Genomic DNA, 16,324 nt, shown 5'->3' on the forward strand with positions numbered 1-16,324 from the left:
CTCAACGGCCGGCCACGCCCTCACTTCACGAAGTCCGCGCAGCGCGGCACCTCGCCGGACGCGCCCCACGGCATGATCGGCACGGTAGAGGTGGAGTTCTTCGGGCTGCCTTCGATCAGCTTGTCCGAATAGACCAGATAGACCAGCACGTTGCGCTTGGCGTCGCAGCCGCGCACGATCTGCATCTTCTTGAAGAACAGCGACCGGCTCTGGCGGAACACCACGTCGCCCTGCTCGAACTTCTCCTTGAAGGAGATGGGCCCGACCTGCCGGCAGGCGAGCGAGATGTCGGACACCTCCTCGGCGATGCCCACCATGCCCTTCACGCCGCCCTTCTCCGGAACGGTATAGTGGCAGGCGACCCCGGCCACGACCGGATCGTCGATGCCATAGACCGCCAGCTTGTCGTCCGGCGTCATGAACTTCCACACCGTGGACTTCTTGAAGATCGGGTCCGGCTCCTGCGAGGCGGCGTCCGCGCAGGTGACGGCAAGGCTCAGGGCCAGGGCGCCGGCAAACGCCAAGGCACCGCGCAGCGGAATGGAGGTCGGCAAGGTCATGGGGACGGCAATCCTCACAGAGTGGCCCGGCTCATATAATGAGGGCGAGGCCTCCGCAGAAGATGCGGCATCGGCGCCGCCGGCCATCGCTGCCCGTCACGCGACGAAACATTGACGCCGTGCGCGCGGCGTGACACCAGATCGCGCAACAAAACCAAGACGCCCTGGAGACATCATGGATCGTCAACGCCGCCGGTTCCTCGGCGCTTCCGCGACCGCTGCGCTCGCCTCGAGCGCCGTCGCCATGCCGGCCATCGCCCAGACGGCGCCTGAGGTGAAGTGGCGCCTCACCTCTTCCTTCCCGCGCTCGCTGGATACCATCTACGGCACCGCGCAGATGCTGGCCAAGCTGGTGGCCGAGGCGACCGACGGCAAGTTCCAGATCCAGACCTTCCCGGCGGGTGAGATCGTCGGAGGCCTCCAGGCGCTCGATGCCGTGTCTACCGGCTCGGTGGAATGCGCCCATACGGCGACCTATTTCTACATCGGCAAGGATCCGACGCTCGCCTTCGGCACCGGCGTGCCGTTCGGCTTCAACTCGCGCCAGCAGCACTCCTGGTGGCATTTCGGCGGCGGCGACGAGATCATCAACGGCGTGCTGAAGAACTACAATGTCCTCGGCATCCCGGCTGGCAATTCCGGCTGCCAGATGGGCGGCTTCTTCCGCAAGGAACTGAACACGCTCGACGACCTCAAGGGCCTGAAGTTCCGCATCGGCGGCATCGGCGGGCAGGTGCTGGCCAAGCTCGGTGTGGTGCCGCAGCAGATCGCCCCCGGCGACGTCTATCCCTCGCTGGAGCGCGGCACGCTCGACGCGGCAGAGTTCGTCGGCCCCTATGACGACGAGAAGCTCGGCCTCGTGAAGGTGGCGAAATACTATTACTACCCCGGCTGGTGGGAGGGCGGCGCCATGCTGCACCTGGTCATCAACCAGGAGCAGTGGGACAAGCTGCCGAAGCACTACCAGGCCATCCTGCGCAACGCCTGCGAAGCGGCGAACAACTGGATGCTGGCGAAGTACGATGCGGTGAACCCGCCGGCGCTGCGCCGCCTGGTGCAGCAAGGCGCGGAGCTGCGCGCCTTCCCGCAGCCGATCATGGAAGCCGGCTACAAGGCCTCGTTCGAGCTGTATCACGAGCTTGCCGCGCAAAACCCGGCCTTCAAGAAGGCGCTGGACAGCATGATGGCCATGCGCACCGAGCAACTGGTGTGGTGGCAGATCGCGGAATATTCCTACGACAGCTTCAACATCCGCATGCGCGGCCGGAGCTGACGTTCACGAAGAATTTCGTGCGGTCCTAACTTTGGTCATCGTTGGCGTGCCTCTTGGGAGGCTATAAGCGCCCTAGATCTCCAACGGGCCCGGTGCAGGGACGAGAATGACAGCAGTAAGGTGGTTTGGTCTGGCCATGGCGGCGCTCGCCATGGCGCCGGCGGCAGCACAGGCTCAGGCAACGGCGCAGCCGCAGGCGGCGGGGCAGGCGCAGGTGACCGCGCAGGCTCAGGCGCCTTCCTGCATGCAACTGGAGGGAGCGCTCGCCACCCTCGACCGGGGCGTCGACCCCGCGGCCCAGGCCCGCGCCGCTCAGGCCCAGCAGATGCGGGCCCAGCTCGACCAGTTGGTGGCGCAGGCCAAGGGCATGAACTGCGAAGCCCCGCGCGGCTTCTTCATCTTCCAGGGGCCGCCCCGTCCGGCGCAGTGCGACCAGGTGGACGACCAGATCTCCCGCCTGCGGGCCTCCATCGCCAGCCTCGACAAGTCCAATGGCGACAAGGACGGCCAGCGCCGCCAGCTGATCATGGCGCTGGCGCAGAACAATTGCGGCCCGCAATACCGGGCCGCGGCGCAGAACATCGTCGGCCCGCAACCCACCCGGCAGGCCGCCCGCCCGCGCAATTTCTTCGAGGCCCTGTTCGGCGGGCCGGTGAACTCCGAGCCGGAGGAAGCACCGGGCATGGATGTCCAGCCCATGGACCTGCCGAAGTCCTCCACCTACCGCACGGTGTGCGTGCGCACCTGCGACGGCTTCTATTTCCCGATCTCCTACGCCACCATCCCGGCGAAGTTCGCCAGCGACGATGCGCTGTGCCGGCGCTTGTGCCCGGCGGCGGAAGCCCAACTCTACACCTATCGCAACCCCGGCGAGGACATCCAGCAGGCCACCTCGGTGACGGGCAAGCCCTACATGTCGCTACCGAGCGCCCTGCTCTATCGCAAGCAGCTCGTCTCCAGCTGCTCCTGCCGCGCCCCGGGCCAGTCCTGGGCCCAGGCGCTCGCCGGTCTCGACGACCAGTCCACGCTGGAGAAGGGCGACATCCTCGTCACCGAGGAGCAGGCCAAGGCCATGTCGCAGCCGCGCCCCGCCGGCGATCCGGCTCAGGCCGCAGGCAACAAGGGCCGCACGGCGTCGTCCTCGTCGCGCAGCGGCAGCAGCAACAGCCAGCTCGATCCCACCTCCGCGACCAACACCGCTCCGCTCGCCCCCGCCTCCGAGCAGCCCGGCCAGCGGCCGGTCCGCATGGTGCCGGCGACTGGCGGCCAGGGCCAATAAGACAAGGGCCGGTGAGCGAGCCTCACCGGCCTTTCTTCATTCCCGCTTCCGGGGCCGAGCGGCACCCGCGCCCTGCCGGTATTGCTCAGGCCAGCTTTCCGGCCAGCCGGCCCTCCACCCGCGCCCGTCCCATCACCGGCAGCAGCGCCGCAAGCTCCGGTCCGGTCTCCCGGCCGGTAAGCGCGAGGCGGATGGGGTGGAACAGCGCCCTGCCGCTGCGCCCGCCCGCCTGCTTGGCCTGCGCGATCCACGTCTTGTAGGTGCCCGGGTCCCAGGGCTCGGGCGGCAGGCACGCCGCCGCCGCCGCCAGGAACGCCGCGTCATCCCCGGCATCGGCGGGCACCAGCGGGCCGGTGCAGATGGCCCACCATTCGGCGGCGTCCGCGAAGGTGGCGAGATTCCCGCGCACCGCCAGCCAGAAGGCCTCGGTCGCGGCAAGTCCCGCCGCTTTCAGCCGTGCCTCCACTGCCGCGAACGGCAGATGGTGCAGCGTGCGTGCGGTCAGTTGCGGCAAGTCGTCGGGATCAAAGCGCGCCGGCGCGCGCGAAATGTGGTCGAGGGCGATCTTGCCCGCCAGCACGTCAAGGCTCTCCACCGGCACCACCGCCTCGGACGTGCCCACCAGTACGGCAAGGGCGGCCACCGCCAGCGCCTCCTGCCCCGCCTCGCGCAAGGCGCGGAGCGAAAGGTGGCCGAGCCGCTTCGACAGCCCCTCGCCATTGGGCAAGGTAAGCAGATTGTGGTGGGCGAAGCGCGGCGCCGTGCCGCCCAGGGCCTGGATGATCTCGATCTGCACCGCCGTGTTGGTGACGTGGTCCTCGCCGCGCACCACGTCGGTCACGCCCATCTCCAGGTCGTCCACCACCGAAGGCAGCGTATAGAGATAGGTGCCGTCCGCCCGCACCAGCACCGGATCGGACAGGCTTGCCGTGTCCACCTGCTGGGGGCCGCGCACGCCGTCGTCCCAGGCCACCACGCGCTGGTCGAGCTTGAAGCGCCAGTGCGGCTTGCGACCTTCCGCCTCCAGGCGGGCCCGGTCCGCATCCGTCAAGGCGAGGGCCGCGCGGTCGTAGACCGGCGGCAGGCCACGAGCCCGCTGGAGGCCGCGCTTCAGGTCCAGCTCGTCTTCGCTTTCATATGCGGGATAGAGGCTGCCCTGCGCCTTCAGCCGCTCGGCAGCGGCGGCATAGAGCGGCAGGCGCGCGGACTGGTGGGCCACCTGATCGGGCGGGATGCCGAGCCAGGCCAGATCCTGCGCGATGGCGTCAGCATATTCGGCGCGGGAGCGGGCAAGGTCCGTATCGTCGAACCGCAGCACGAAGGTGCCACCCGCCCGCCGCGCCAGCAGGGCGTTGAGCAGCGCGGTACGGGCATTGCCCACGTGGATGAACCCGGTGGGCGATGGCGCAAAACGGAAGACGGGGGCGGGAGCGTACGGCATGGACGACGCTATAGAGCAGGTTGCGTCCGGCTGGCTATGCGGCGATGGGCCGGATCATCGGAACGGAAGCGGGGGCCATGCAGGCCCCCGCTGGATGTGACTGGCTCGGCGGGCGGCCCTGAAGCGGGCCAGGCGGCGCGCTGGGCGCGCGCGGCTGCTGCCCCGGGGCTGTGCCGGCGAGGGCGCAGGCGGACGGCTCGGCTGCTGCCTACCAGCCGGGCTGACCCGGCGGGCGGCCCGGCTGGCCCTGCCATCCTGGCTGACCCTGCCATCCCGGTTGGCCATGCCACCCGGGATGCCCCTGATAGCCGCCGCCCGGTCCGGGATAGGGACCTGGGCGATAGTTGTCCCGCCACCAGCCGGGCGGACGGGGCCCCGGCCCCGGGGGCGGCGCACCCCAGCCGGGACGCGGGCGCGGCTGGTAGTATTGCCAGCGGCCATACTGGTTCCACCACGGCGCGCCACGGTAATAGGAGCCCCAATAATTGTTGAAGCTGAAGCCGACCACCGGAATGCCGATCACCGGCGCATATTCCGGCACCAGCACCGTGCGGCCCTGGTACATGAAAGCGAGGTAGTCGCCATAGACCCAGCCGCGGCTCGGCCCCCAGATCACGTCGCACCAGGACTGGTTGCCGAGGCAGCCGACGATCTCCACCGGCTGGCCGCGGGGAATCACCGCCACGCGCGGATAGGCCGTGTCCGGCCCCGCCCGCATATTCACGTTCCCCGTCGTGAAACCGGGCGCGGCCAGAGCCGCCGTCGCCCCACACACCCACACCAGGGCAGCCGCCCCAGCGCTACGCAACGATAAACCCATCGTCATGCTCCCGGCCCACCAGACCATCGCGGAAGATGCAGGTATGTCCGGTGTCACCGTGGCGTTATTGCGTCGGAGCGGGGAAACATCCGCGGTTGCGCCGCTTACCCACCACCCACCGGCAGCGGAACTGTCCCACGCTACCACTGCGGCATTTGCGGCCGGCCCGCTTCGGGGGTAATGGTAGCGAGAAGGAAACGTTCTAAAGAGAGCTTTTCGGCCGGCGCTTGCGGATCGCGGCGGAACGAAGGATGAGCTTTCGCGTTTCGTTGCGGGGCGGCATTGCTGTTCGGCGGTTGCGCGGCACGGATGCCGGCGCACGCCAACGGCAGACCTGACGTGGGGTTTGGATTTTGGAACACATGGCTCCCGCCCATACCCGCACGGCGGTTCCGATCTCGGCTGCGGATCCGCAGGGCGGACCGCTGCTGGAGGGCAGCAGCCAGACGCGGCATACCATTGCCGCCATCATCCCCCTCTACAACGGCCGCCGCTTCATCGCCGAGGCCATTGCCTCCGTGGTCAATCAGACCCGGCCGCCGGACGAGATCATCGTGGTGGACGACGGCTCGACCGACGGCGGGGCCGACGTGGTGCGCGAACTGGCGCGCACCCTCCCCGTCACCCTGCTGAGCAAGCCCAATGGCGGGCAGTCCTCCGCGCGCAATTTCGGCATCGCCCATGCCCGCTCCTCGCTCATCGCGCTGCTGGACCAGGACGATTTCTGGTACCCGCGTCACCTGGAAGTGCTGGAGCAGCCCTTCCTCACGCACCCCGACGCCGAGCGCATCGGCTGGGTCTACAGCGACCTCGACGAACTGGACGAGACCGGCGGCCTCACCCGCCAGTGCCTGATGGCCGACATGGGGGTCGTCCACCCCAAGACCAACGTGTTCGACTGCCTGGCGCAGGACATGTTCATCCTGCCCTCCGCCGCGCTGTTCCGCCGTTCCGCCAGCGAGGCCGTGGGCGGGTTCGACGAACGCCTGTCCGGCTATGAGGACGACGACTTCTTCCTGCGCCTGCTGCGCGCGCGCTATCTCAACCTCTATGTGCCGGAAGCCCTTTCGGCGTGGCGGATGCACGGCACCTCGGCCAGCCGCTCGCCGCGCATGACGCGCTCGCGCCTCATCTTCGCGCAGAAGCTGATCGAGGCGTTTCCGCGCAATGCCGCCACCGGCTACGACCTCGGCGCCAAGGTGGTGCTGCCGCGCTTCCTGGCCATCGCCGTGGAGCGGCTGCGCGCGGCGACGCAGGATTGCGATTACGCCGCCATTCCAGAGGCGCGGGAGGAACTTGAGACCCTGCTGCCCTATCTCCATCCGCGCGCGCTGCGACGGTTCCGCAGGGCGCTCAAGTGGCTCGACTGGGGCATCCGGCTGCGCAACCGCAAGGTGATGCGCCACGCCGCCAAGCGCCTCACCTATGCCTGGGAGCGCTTCTCGGCCAAGCTGCCGCCGCTCGGCACGCGGGCACCGGCCACCCCCGCCCGCAACGGCCGCACCTTCTGAGCCTCACAGAATCTCGAACGGGATGACACCGCGCACCGCCGGATCGGTGCGGATGTCGCGATCGAGCGGCGGGAAGGCGCGCAGGTCGCAGTCGCGCCGTGGGCAGATGCGGCACGAGACGCCGAGCCGCGCCACCGGCGCCGCCTTCATGTCCAGCCCGTCCGCATAGACCATGTCGTCGGCGAACGAGACCTCGCAGCCCAGCGCCAGCGCATGGACGCGCGGCGGCTGGCCGTAGCGCAGCGTCGGCGTGGAGATGCCGCGGGCAAGGCAGAGATAGCGCACGCCGTCCGGCATCTCGCCCAGTTGCACCAGCGTCTGCCCGCCGGCCTCGAAGGCTTGGTGCACGTTCCACACCGGGCAGGCGCCGCCATGGCGGGCGAACTGGAAGCGGGTGGCGCTGTGGCGTTTCACTGTGTTGCCCGCCCGGTCCACCTTGGCGAAATAGAACGGCACGCCCCGCGCGCCCGGCCGCTGGAGGGTGGAGAGACGGTGGCACACCTGCTCCAGGCTCGCCCCCGTCTCCAGCACCAGCCGGTCGAGATCGTGCCGCCGCGCACGGGCAAGCGCGAGGAAACGGCGGTAGGGCAGGATCAGCGCACCCGCCACATAGTTGAGCAAGGCCAGCCGCCCGATCTCCCCCGCCGTCTGGCTGCGGAAGCCGGCGCTCGCCAGCAGCCGGTCCACCAGCGCCCCATGCTCCAGTTGCGCGATGGCGGCGGCGAGGCGGAAGGCCCGGCCTTGCGGCGCCAGCGCGCCGGACAGCACAAGGCGCCTCGCCCTGGCGTCATAAGCCGACAGCGGCGCCTGCGGATCGGTCGGCCCCGCCTCCACGCTCACCTGATAGGCGCGGGCGAGATGGGCCGTGAAGACGGCGGCGGGGTCATGGCCGGCGAGCACGCCGAGGCGCTCGGCGAGGTCTTCTGCGGCGCAGTCCAGCTCGTCCACGTAATTGTCGATGTAATGGAAATAGTCGCGCACCTCCTCGTAAGGGATGAGCTTGGCCTCGTCCGCCCCGGCGCCCCCGGCGGTGAGCATGTCGTCCAACGAGGCCCGCCATTCGGCGGTGCGGCGCAGAGCGACGTGCATACGCAGAAAGGCATGGGCGAAGGCGGGCGAAAGGTTGGCCACCGCCTTCATGTCCTGCACGCCGAGATCGAGATCGCGGAACAGGGGATCGGCGGCGGTCTCGCGCAGATCGGCGACGATGCGGTCGAGGTCGTCGGCGCCGAAGGTGGTGATGTCCACGCCGAAGGCGCGGCTGATGGCGATCAGCACCGGGGCGGTCAGCGGGCGCTGGTTGCTCTCGATCTGGTTGATATAGGAGGGTGACACCTGCAAGCGGGTCGCCAGCTCCGTCTGCTTGAGATTGAGCTTCTCCCTCAGCCGCCGCACCGCGTGGCCGGCGAAAACCTTTTGCCGCATGGCCCCTCCTCGAATTGCTAATTTTTTACAATTGGCATCATGGTTCTTTTACATCTTCAACATTGGCTTTGCACCTGCTAGCGAGCCTTGAGGTGGCGCAACGCATGCGGCTTCGGCCGGTACCATTCTTTGTGCCCGAACCCTTCAGCGGGCTTTTCCTTGAGGGTTCGCCATCGCTACAGTGAGGACCGACGGGGAACCGGCGGGGGTTGCATATGAAGGAAATCCTGGAAGAGCTTGAGAACCGGCGCGGCGTCGCCCGGCTCGGCGGCGGCGAGAAGCGCATCGACGCGCAGCACGCCCGCGGCAAGCTCACGGCGCGCGAGCGCATCGAACTGCTGCTGGACCGCGGCTCGTTCGAGGAGTTCGATACCTTCGTGCAGCACCGCTGCATCGACTTCGGCATGGAGACCCAGAAGATCCCCGGCGACGGCGTGGTCACCGGCTGGGGCACGGTCAACGGCCGGCAGGTCTTCGTCTTCGCCAAGGACTTCACCGTGTTCGGCGGCTCCCTGTCCGAGGCGCACGCGCAGAAGATCATCAAGATCCAGGACCTGGCGCTGAAGACCCGCGCACCCATCATCGGCCTGTTCGATGCCGGCGGCGCCCGCATCCAGGAAGGCGTGGCCGCGCTCGGCGGCTATGGCGAGGTGTTCAAGCGCAACGTCATCGCTTCCGGCGTCATCCCGCAGATCTCGCTCATCATGGGCCCGTGCGCCGGCGGCGACGTCTACTCCCCGGCCATGACCGACTTCATCTTCATGGTGCGCGACACGAGCTACATGTTCGTCACCGGCCCGGACGTGGTGAAGACGGTGACCAACGAGACCGTCACGGCGGAAGAGCTGGGCGGCGCCAAGGTGCACACCACCAAGTCCTCGGTGGCCGACGGCGCCTATGAGAATGACGTGGAGATGCTGCTCCAGACCCGGCGGCTGATCGATTTCCTGCCGCTCAACAACAAGGTGGGCGTGCCGGAATGGCCGTCCTTCGACGAACCCGACCGCATCGACGAGAGCCTGGACACCCTGGTCCCGGACAATCCGAACAAGCCCTACGACATCAAGGAGCTGATCCTGAAGACGGTCGACGAGGGCGACTTCTTCGAGATCCAGGCGGCCTACGCACGCAACATCGTCACCGGCTTCGGCCGCATCGAGGGCCGCACGGTAGGCTTCGTCGCCAACCAGCCCATGGTGCTGGCCGGCGTGCTGGATGCCGACGCCTCGCGCAAGGCCGCGCGTTTCGTGCGCTTCTGCGACGCCTTCGAGATCCCAATCGTCACCTTCGTCGACGTGCCCGGCTTCCTGCCCGGCACGGCGCAGGAGTATGGCGGCCTCATCAAGCATGGCGCTAAGCTGCTGTTCGCCTATTCCCAGGCCACCGTGCCGCTGGTCACGGTCATCACCCGCAAGGCCTTCGGCGGTGCCTATGACGTGATGGCCTCCAAGCATGTGGGCGGCGACGTGAACTATGCTTGGCCCACCGCGCAGATCGCGGTGATGGGCGCCAAGGGGGCGGTGGAGATCATCTTCCGCGCCGACATGGGCGACCCGGACAAGATCGCCGCCCAGACCCGGAATTACGAGGAACGCTTCCTGTCGCCCTTCGTGGCGGCGGAACGGGGCTATATCGACGAAGTCATCAAACCCCATTCCACCCGTCGGCGCATCGCCCGCGCGCTCGCCATGCTGCGTTCCAAGCAGCAGGAGCTGCCGGCGAAGAAGCACGACAACCTGCCGCTCTAGGGCTCGTCGGGCCCGGGCGCGTCCCGGGCCTCCACGCGGCGCCGAACCGGCGACGCTCAAGGATGGCCGTCACGGCCTCCAGGGACGAAATACGCGCCTCCGGCGCTGGGGACCGAACGCATGTTCTCGAAAATCCTGATCGCGAACCGGGGCGAGATCGCCTGCCGCGTCATCAAGACGGCGCGCAAGATGGGCATCAAGACGGTGGCCGTCTATTCCGACGCTGACAAGGACGCCCTCCATGTGGAGATGGCGGACGAAGCGGCGCATATCGGACCGCCCCAGGCGGCGCAGTCCTATCTGATCATCGAAAAGATCATCGAGGCCTGCAAGCAGACCGGGGCCGAGGCGGTGCATCCCGGCTACGGCTTCCTGTCAGAGCGCGCCGCCTTCCCGCGCGCGCTGGCCGAAGCCGGCATCGTCTTCATCGGCCCCAATCCCCATGCCATCGACGCCATGGGCGACAAGATCGAATCCAAGAAGGCAGCGGCGGCGGCCAAGGTCTCCACCGTGCCCGGCCATCTCGGCGTGATCGAGAATGGCGAGGAGGCCGCCAGGATCGCCGACGAGATCGGCTATCCGGTGATGATCAAGGCCTCCGCCGGCGGCGGCGGCAAGGGCATGCGCATCGCCTATTCCCGCGCCGAGGTGCAGGACGGCTTCGACCGCGCCAAGAGCGAGGCCAAGTCCTCCTTCGGCGACGACCGGGTGTTCGTGGAGAAGTTCATCGTCGATCCCCGGCACATCGAGATCCAGGTGCTGGGCGACAAGCACGGCAACGTCATCTATCTGGGCGAGCGCGAGTGCTCCATCCAGCGCCGGAACCAGAAGGTGGTGGAAGAAGCCCCCTCCCCGCTGCTGGACGAAGCCACCCGCAGACAAATGGGCGAGCAGGCCGTCGCGCTGGCCAAGGCGGTGGGCTACGACAGCGCCGGCACGGTGGAATTCGTCGCCGGCCAGGACAAGAGCTTCTATTTCCTGGAAATGAACACCCGCCTCCAGGTGGAGCATCCGGTCACCGAGCTCATCACCGGCATCGACCTTGTCGAGCAGATGATCCGCGTCGCCGCCGGCGAGCCGCTGGCCATCACCCAGGACGGCGTGAAGCTCAACGGCTGGGCGGTGGAAGGCCGGGTCTATGCCGAAGACCCGTTCCGCAACTTCCTGCCCTCCACCGGCCGCCTCGTGACCTACCGCCCGCCAGCGGAAGGCGTGCACGACGGCATCACCGTCCGTAACGACACCGGCGTCTATGAGGGCGGGGAAATCTCCCTGTTCTACGACCCGATGATCGCCAAGCTAGTGACGCACGCCCCCACCCGCCTCGCCGCGATCGAGGCCCAGGGCGATGCGCTCGATGCCTTCGCCATCGACGGCATCGGCCACAACATTCCCTTCCTCTCCGCCCTGATGGCGCATCCGCGCTGGCGCGAGGGCCGGCTCTCCACCGGCTTCATCGCCGAGGAATATCCCGACGGCTTCCACCCCCGCGCCGCCGCCGGCGAGACGGCGCACACGCTGAGCGCGGTGGCGGCGACCATCGACCACGTGCTCAACGCCCGCAAGCGCAAGATTTCCGGCCAGATCTCCGGCACGCCGGTGACCTTCGACCGCCGCCGCGTGGTGCAGCTCGCCGGCGAGGGCGGCGTGCAGCTCCAGTCGGCCGAGATCGACGCCATCGACGGCGGCTTCCAGGTCCAGTTGCTCACCTGGGGCGGCGAGGTGACCAACACCTACACCCTGCTCACCACCTGGAAGCCGGGCGACCTGGTGTGGACCGGCACGGTCTCGGGCAAGCCCGCCAGCGTGCAGGTGCGCTCCATCCCCAACGGCGTCGCCCTCGCCCACCAGGGCGTGGCGGTGAAGGCGCGGGTCTATACCGAGCGCGAGGCGGCGCTGGCCCTGCTAATGCCGGAGAAGGTGACCGGCGCCGGCGGCAAGGAAGTGCTCTGCCCCATGCCTGGCCTCGTGGTCTCCATCGCCGTCACCCCCGGCCAGGAGGTGAAGGCGGGCGAGGCGCTGGCCGTGGTGGAAGCCATGAAGATGGAAAACGTGCTGCGGGCCGAACGCGACGGCACCATCAAGGCTGTGCATGCCAAGGCCGGCGACAGCCTCGCCGTGGACGCGGTGATCCTGGAATTCGCCTGACGGCGAGGCAAATGAGGGCGACACCATGACCGCACCCCTCCCCTTCGCCACCGACCTCGCGCCGGTCACGCGCGAGGACTGGCTGAAGCTCGTGGACGGCGTGCTGAAGGGCGCGCCCTATGACAAGCGCCTCGTTACCCGCACCGCCGAGGGCCTCGCCCTCGACGCCCTGCCGGTGCGCAAGGCCAATGCCCAACCCGTCGCCGGCCGCGCGGCGGGCGCGCCCTGGACCATCAGCGCCCGCGTCGACCAGCCGGACCCCGCCGCCGCCAATGCCCAGGCGATCGAGGATCTGGAGGGCGGGGCCTCGGGCCTCACCCTGGTCTTCGCCTCGTCCCCCGCCGCCCATGGCTTCGGCCTGCCCGGCGGAGCCCCTTTGGGGCACATCCTCGGCGGCGTAATGCTGGACCTCATCGGCGTCAGGCTGGAAAGCGGGCGCTTCCGGGGTCGCGAGAATGCCCTTGCCTATGCCGATCTGGTCGCGGAGCGCGACCTCGACCCGGCCGCGCTCGACGTCTCCTTCGGCCTCGATCCGCTGGCCGACCTCGCCGCCGTGGGCGCCGCGCCCATGCCGTGGGCCATGCTCTCGCATCGCGTGGCGGAAACCGCCGCGCTGCTGAAGGCGCGCGGCTTCTCCGGCCCGCTGCTGCGGGCGGACGGCGCCGTGCACCATGCCGCCGGCGCCACCGATGCCCAGGAACTAGCCGCCGTGCTGGCGGCCGCCGTGGCCTATCTGCGCGCGCTGGAGACCGGCGGCTTCCCGCTGGAGGAAGCGGCGCGACGCATCGACGTGGCGCTCACCGCCGACGTGAACCAGATCGCCACCATCGCCAAATTCCGCGCCATCCGCCTGCTGTGGGGCGCGGTGCTGCGCGAGGCGGGCCTGCCGGAGACGCCGCTGAAGGTGCACGCCACCACCGCCTGGCGCTCGCTCACCCGGCGCGATCCCTATGTGAACCTGCTGCGCGGCACCATCGCCGCCTTTGCCGCCGGTGTCGGCGGGGCGGACAGCCTGACCGTGCTGCCCTTCACCCAGGCCCTCGGCCTGCCGGATGCCCAGGCGCGCCGCCTCGCCCGCAACACCCAGCTTATCCTGCTGGAGGAAAGCCAACTCCACCGCGTGGCCGACCCGAGCGCGGGCGCCGGCGCCGTGGAAGCCCATACCGACGGCCTCGCCGGAGCGGCGTGGGAACTGTTCCGCGCCATCGAGCGCCAGGGCGGGCTCGCCGACGCGCTGGAAAGCGGCTGGTGGCCGGGGGAGATCGCCGCCGCCCGCGACCGCCGCGCCAGGGACATCGCCACCCGCAAGGAGCCGCTGACCGGCACGTCGGAATTCCCCATCCTCGGCCAGGGCGTGCCGGAGGTGCTGGCCCCCGTCCCGGCGCGCGAGAACCCGCCCACCGACAAGGCCCTTGCCCCCCACCGCCTCGCCGAGCCGTTCGAGGCGCTGCGCGATGCGGCCGAGCAGGCCGGCAACCCGCACGTGTTCCTGGCCACGCTCGGCCCGATCGCCGCCTTCACCGCCCGCGCGGGCTTCGCCAAGGCGCTGTTCGAGGCCGGCGGGCTCGGCGTCACCGTCACCGACGGCTATGCGGGTCTCGATGATGTGGTTGCCGCTTTCGCCGTCTCCGGCACGCCCGTCGCCTGCCTCGCCTCCTCCGACGAGATCTATGCCGCCGACGCCACTGCCGCCGCCACCGCGCTCAAGAATGCCGGCGCGGCCCAGGTCTGGCTCGCCGGCCGGGGCGGCGAGCACGAGGCCGCCTGGCGGGCGGCGGGCGTGGACGGCTTCATCTCGGCAGGCTGCGACGTGCTCGCGGCGCTGACCGAGGCGCATGCGGCGCTGCGGATCGGCGGGCGCTGAGACGCGGACGGGAGCGGGCCGGCGGGTTGCCGGACCAAGGGATCAAGGACGGGCCGCGCGATAAGGCCCGAAATAAGGTAGGATGACCGCCATGAGCCGCTTGCCCGCCTTCGCCGAGATCGCCTGGCGCGCGCCGGACCTTGCGCAGCCGGCCGATGCGCCCGCGCCTTGGATGACGCCGGAAGGCATTCCGGTGAAGGGCCTTTACGGCCCGGCGGACATCGCAGGCCTGTCCTTCATCGACACCTATCCCGGCATCGCACCCTTCCTGCGCGGCCCCTACCCCACCATGTACGCCACCCAGCCGTGGACCATCCGGCAATATGCCGGCTTCTCCACGGCGGAGGATTCCAACGCCTTCTATCGCCGCAACCTCGCGGCCGGGCAGAAGGGCCTCTCGGTGGCCTTCGACCTCGCCACTCACCGCGGCTATGACAGCGATCATCCGCGCGTCGCCGGCGACGTGGGTATGGCCGGGGTGGCCATCGACAGCATCTATGACATGCGCACCCTGTTCTCCGGCATTCCGCTGGACCAGATGAGCGTGTCCATGACCATGAACGGCGCGGTGCTGCCGATCCTGGCCCTGTTCGTGGTGGCGGCGGAGGAACAGGGCGTTCCGGCGGCCAAGCTTTCCGGCACCATCCAGAACGACATCCTCAAAGAATTCATGGTGCGGAACACCTATATCTATCCGCCCTCACCTTCCATGCGCATCATCTCCGACATCTTCGCCTTCACTTCGAAGGAGATGCCGCGCTTCAACTCCATCTCCATTTCCGGCTACCACATGCAGGAAGCCGGGGCGACGCAGGACCTGGAGTTGGCCTATACGCTGGCGGACGGCGTCGAATATGTGCGCGCGGGGGCGAAAGCCGGCCTGCCCATCGACGCCTTCGCGCCGCGCCTCAGCTTCTTCTGGGCCATCGGCATGAACTTCTTCATGGAGGTGGCGAAGCTGCGCGCCGCCCGCCTCCTGTGGACCCGCCTGATGACCGACCTCGGGGCAAAGAACCCGAAGTCCCTGCCGCTGCGCACCCACTCGCAGACCTCCGGCTGGAGCCTGACCGCGCAGGACGTGTTCAACAACGTCATCCGCACCATGGTGGAGGCGATGGCCGCCACCCAGGGCCACACCCAGTCGCTGCACACCAATGCGCTGGACGAGGCCCTGGCGCTCCCCACCGACTTCTCCGCCCGCATCGCCCGCAACACCCAGATCCTGCTCCAGCAGGAGAGCGGCACCACGCGCCAGATCGACCCCTGGGGCGGCGCCTTCTTCGTGGAGAAGCTGACCGCCGACCTCGCCGCCAAGGCGTGGGACCATATCCAGGAGGTGGAGGCGCTGGGCGGCATGGCCAAGGCCATCGAGGCCGGCATTCCCAAGCTGCGCATCGAGGAGGCGGCGGCCACCACCCAGGCCCGCATCGACGGCGGCGCGCAGACCGTGGTGGGCGTCAACAAGTACAAGCCCGAGCGCGAGACGCCCATCGACGTGCTGAAGGTGGACAATTCCGCCGTGCGCACGGCGCAGATCGAGAAGCTGAGGCGCCTGAAGGCCGAGCGTGACCCGCAGGGCGTCGCGAGCGCGCTGGAGGCGCTCACCAACGGTGCGAAGGGCAATGGCAATCTCCTGGCGCTCGCCATCGACGCCGCCCGCGCCAAGGCCACCGTCGGCGAGATTTCCGACGCGCTGGAAAGCGTGTTCGGCCGCCACCGGGCGGAAATCCGCGCCATCTCCGGCGTCTACAAGAGGGAGGCCGGCGCCATGACCGACAAGGTGGGCGAGGTGCAGCGCCTGACCGAGGCGTTCGAGCACAATGAAGGCCGCCGCCCCCGCATCCTGGTGGCCAAGGTGGGCCAGGACGGCCACGATCGCGGCCAGAAGGTGATCGCCTCCGCCTTCGCCGATCTCGGCTTCGACGTGGACATCGGCCCCTTGTTCGCCACGCCGGAGGAAGCCGCCCGGCAGGCGGTGGAGAATGACGTGCACGTGGTGGGCATCTCCTCGCTCGCCGCCGGCCATCTCACCCTTGTGCCCGCGCTCAAGAGCGCGCTGGAGGCGGAAGGGCGCGGCGACATCATGGTGGTGGTGGGCGGCGTGGTGCCGCCGCAGGACTATGACGCGCTGAAGGCCGCCGGTGCGGAAGCCATCTTCCCGCCCGGCACGGTGATCGCGGACGCCGCGCGCGACCTGCTCGCCACCCTCGCCCATCGCCTGGGGCATGCGCAGGAAGCTGCCGAATAGATCGCGG

The 16,324-nt window shown here is 69.0% G+C and carries 11 protein-coding genes; 7 read left to right on the forward strand and 4 right to left on the reverse strand.

Translation table 11 applies throughout. The features are described 5' to 3' along the window. Positions 1 to 20: 20 nt before the first annotated feature. Positions 21 to 560, reverse strand: coding sequence for a CreA family protein (locus tag YU1_RS0103315; protein WP_035713536.1), 540 nt, complete (start codon positions 558 to 560; stop codon positions 21 to 23). Between the two features lie 175 nt (positions 561 to 735). On the opposite strand from YU1_RS0103315, the gene YU1_RS0103320 reads away from it, so the two are divergent. Further along, the gene (locus YU1_RS0103320) at positions 736 to 1,833 is read left to right on the forward strand and encodes a TRAP transporter substrate-binding protein (RefSeq protein WP_029002857.1); all 1,098 of its coding nucleotides are present in this window, start codon (positions 736 to 738) and stop codon (positions 1,831 to 1,833) included. 106 nt (positions 1,834 to 1,939) lie between these two features. Then, entirely contained in the window at positions 1,940 to 3,112 is a 1,173-nt protein-coding gene (locus tag YU1_RS27735) for a DUF2865 domain-containing protein (RefSeq protein WP_156921943.1), read from the forward strand. An 85-nt stretch (positions 3,113 to 3,197) separates the two neighbouring features. On the opposite strand, the gene YU1_RS0103330 is transcribed toward YU1_RS27735, so the two are convergent. Beyond that, the gene (locus YU1_RS0103330) at positions 3,198 to 4,553 is read right to left on the reverse strand and encodes a glutamate--tRNA ligase (RefSeq protein WP_035713537.1); all 1,356 of its coding nucleotides are present in this window, start codon (positions 4,551 to 4,553) and stop codon (positions 3,198 to 3,200) included. 208 nt (positions 4,554 to 4,761) lie between these two features. Beyond that, the gene (locus YU1_RS27740) at positions 4,762 to 5,271 is read right to left on the reverse strand and encodes an SH3 domain-containing protein (protein ID WP_051356439.1); all 510 of its coding nucleotides are present in this window, start codon (positions 5,269 to 5,271) and stop codon (positions 4,762 to 4,764) included. A gap of 464 nt (positions 5,272 to 5,735) precedes the next feature. Between YU1_RS27740 and YU1_RS27745 the strand changes: the two genes are divergently transcribed. Continuing rightward, positions 5,736 to 6,884, forward strand: coding sequence for a glycosyltransferase family 2 protein (locus tag YU1_RS27745; RefSeq protein ID WP_051356441.1), 1,149 nt, complete (start codon positions 5,736 to 5,738; stop codon positions 6,882 to 6,884). 3 nt (positions 6,885 to 6,887) lie between these two features. Here the strand turns inward: YU1_RS27745 and YU1_RS0103345 are convergent, their stop codons facing one another. Further along, entirely contained in the window at positions 6,888 to 8,309 is a 1,422-nt protein-coding gene (locus tag YU1_RS0103345) for a helix-turn-helix domain-containing protein (protein WP_029002859.1), read from the reverse strand. A gap of 215 nt (positions 8,310 to 8,524) precedes the next feature. Between YU1_RS0103345 and YU1_RS0103350 the strand changes: the two genes are divergently transcribed. The 4 genes from YU1_RS0103350 to scpA all read left to right on the forward strand — a co-directional run bounded on the left by YU1_RS0103350 (position 8,525) and on the right by scpA (position 16,317). Further along, on the forward strand, positions 8,525 to 10,057 hold the full coding sequence (locus YU1_RS0103350; protein ID WP_029002860.1) for an acyl-CoA carboxylase subunit beta: 1,533 nt from the start codon (positions 8,525 to 8,527) through the stop codon (positions 10,055 to 10,057). A gap of 120 nt (positions 10,058 to 10,177) precedes the next feature. Beyond that, a complete protein-coding gene (locus tag YU1_RS0103355) occupies positions 10,178 to 12,205 on the forward strand; it encodes an acetyl-CoA carboxylase biotin carboxylase subunit (protein ID WP_029002861.1) in 2,028 nt (675 codons plus the stop codon). 25 nt (positions 12,206 to 12,230) lie between these two features. Beyond that, the gene (locus YU1_RS0103360) at positions 12,231 to 14,069 is read left to right on the forward strand and encodes a methylmalonyl-CoA mutase family protein (RefSeq protein WP_029002862.1); all 1,839 of its coding nucleotides are present in this window, start codon (positions 12,231 to 12,233) and stop codon (positions 14,067 to 14,069) included. A gap of 91 nt (positions 14,070 to 14,160) precedes the next feature. After that, positions 14,161 to 16,317 carry a methylmalonyl-CoA mutase gene (scpA, locus tag YU1_RS0103365; RefSeq protein ID WP_029002863.1) on the forward strand — a complete coding sequence of 719 codons (2,157 nt, stop codon included), beginning with the start codon at positions 14,161 to 14,163 and terminating at the stop codon, positions 16,315 to 16,317. The last annotated feature ends 7 nt before the right edge of the window (positions 16,318 to 16,324 follow it).

This window comes from Azorhizobium doebereinerae UFLA1-100 (genome assembly GCF_000473085.1).
Classification (GTDB): domain Bacteria; phylum Pseudomonadota; class Alphaproteobacteria; order Rhizobiales; family Xanthobacteraceae; genus Azorhizobium; species Azorhizobium doebereinerae.

Bases quoted from the DNA above. Each gene is read 5' to 3' on its own strand.
- YU1_RS27735 (WP_156921943.1), top strand. From the start codon at position 1,940: ATGACAGCAGTAAGGTGGTTTGGTCTGGCCATGGCGGCGCTCGCCATG.
- YU1_RS0103360 (WP_029002862.1), top strand. From the start codon at position 12,231: ATGACCGCACCCCTCCCCTTCGCCACCGACCTCGCGCCGGTCACGCGC.
- scpA (WP_029002863.1), top strand. From the start codon at position 14,161: ATGAGCCGCTTGCCCGCCTTCGCCGAGATCGCCTGGCGCGCGCCGGAC.
- YU1_RS0103320 (WP_029002857.1), top strand. From the start codon at position 736: ATGGATCGTCAACGCCGCCGGTTCCTCGGCGCTTCCGCGACCGCTGCG.
- YU1_RS0103345 (WP_029002859.1), bottom strand. From the start codon at position 8,309: ATGCGGCAAAAGGTTTTCGCCGGCCACGCGGTGCGGCGGCTGAGGGAG.
- YU1_RS27745 (WP_051356441.1), top strand. From the start codon at position 5,736: ATGGCTCCCGCCCATACCCGCACGGCGGTTCCGATCTCGGCTGCGGAT.
- YU1_RS27740 (WP_051356439.1), bottom strand. From the start codon at position 5,271: ATGCGGGCGGGGCCGGACACGGCCTATCCGCGCGTGGCGGTGATTCCC.
- YU1_RS0103330 (WP_035713537.1), bottom strand. From the start codon at position 4,553: ATGCCGTACGCTCCCGCCCCCGTCTTCCGTTTTGCGCCATCGCCCACC.
- YU1_RS0103350 (WP_029002860.1), top strand. From the start codon at position 8,525: ATGAAGGAAATCCTGGAAGAGCTTGAGAACCGGCGCGGCGTCGCCCGG.
- YU1_RS0103315 (WP_035713536.1), bottom strand. From the start codon at position 560: ATGACCTTGCCGACCTCCATTCCGCTGCGCGGTGCCTTGGCGTTTGCC.
- YU1_RS0103355 (WP_029002861.1), top strand. From the start codon at position 10,178: ATGTTCTCGAAAATCCTGATCGCGAACCGGGGCGAGATCGCCTGCCGC.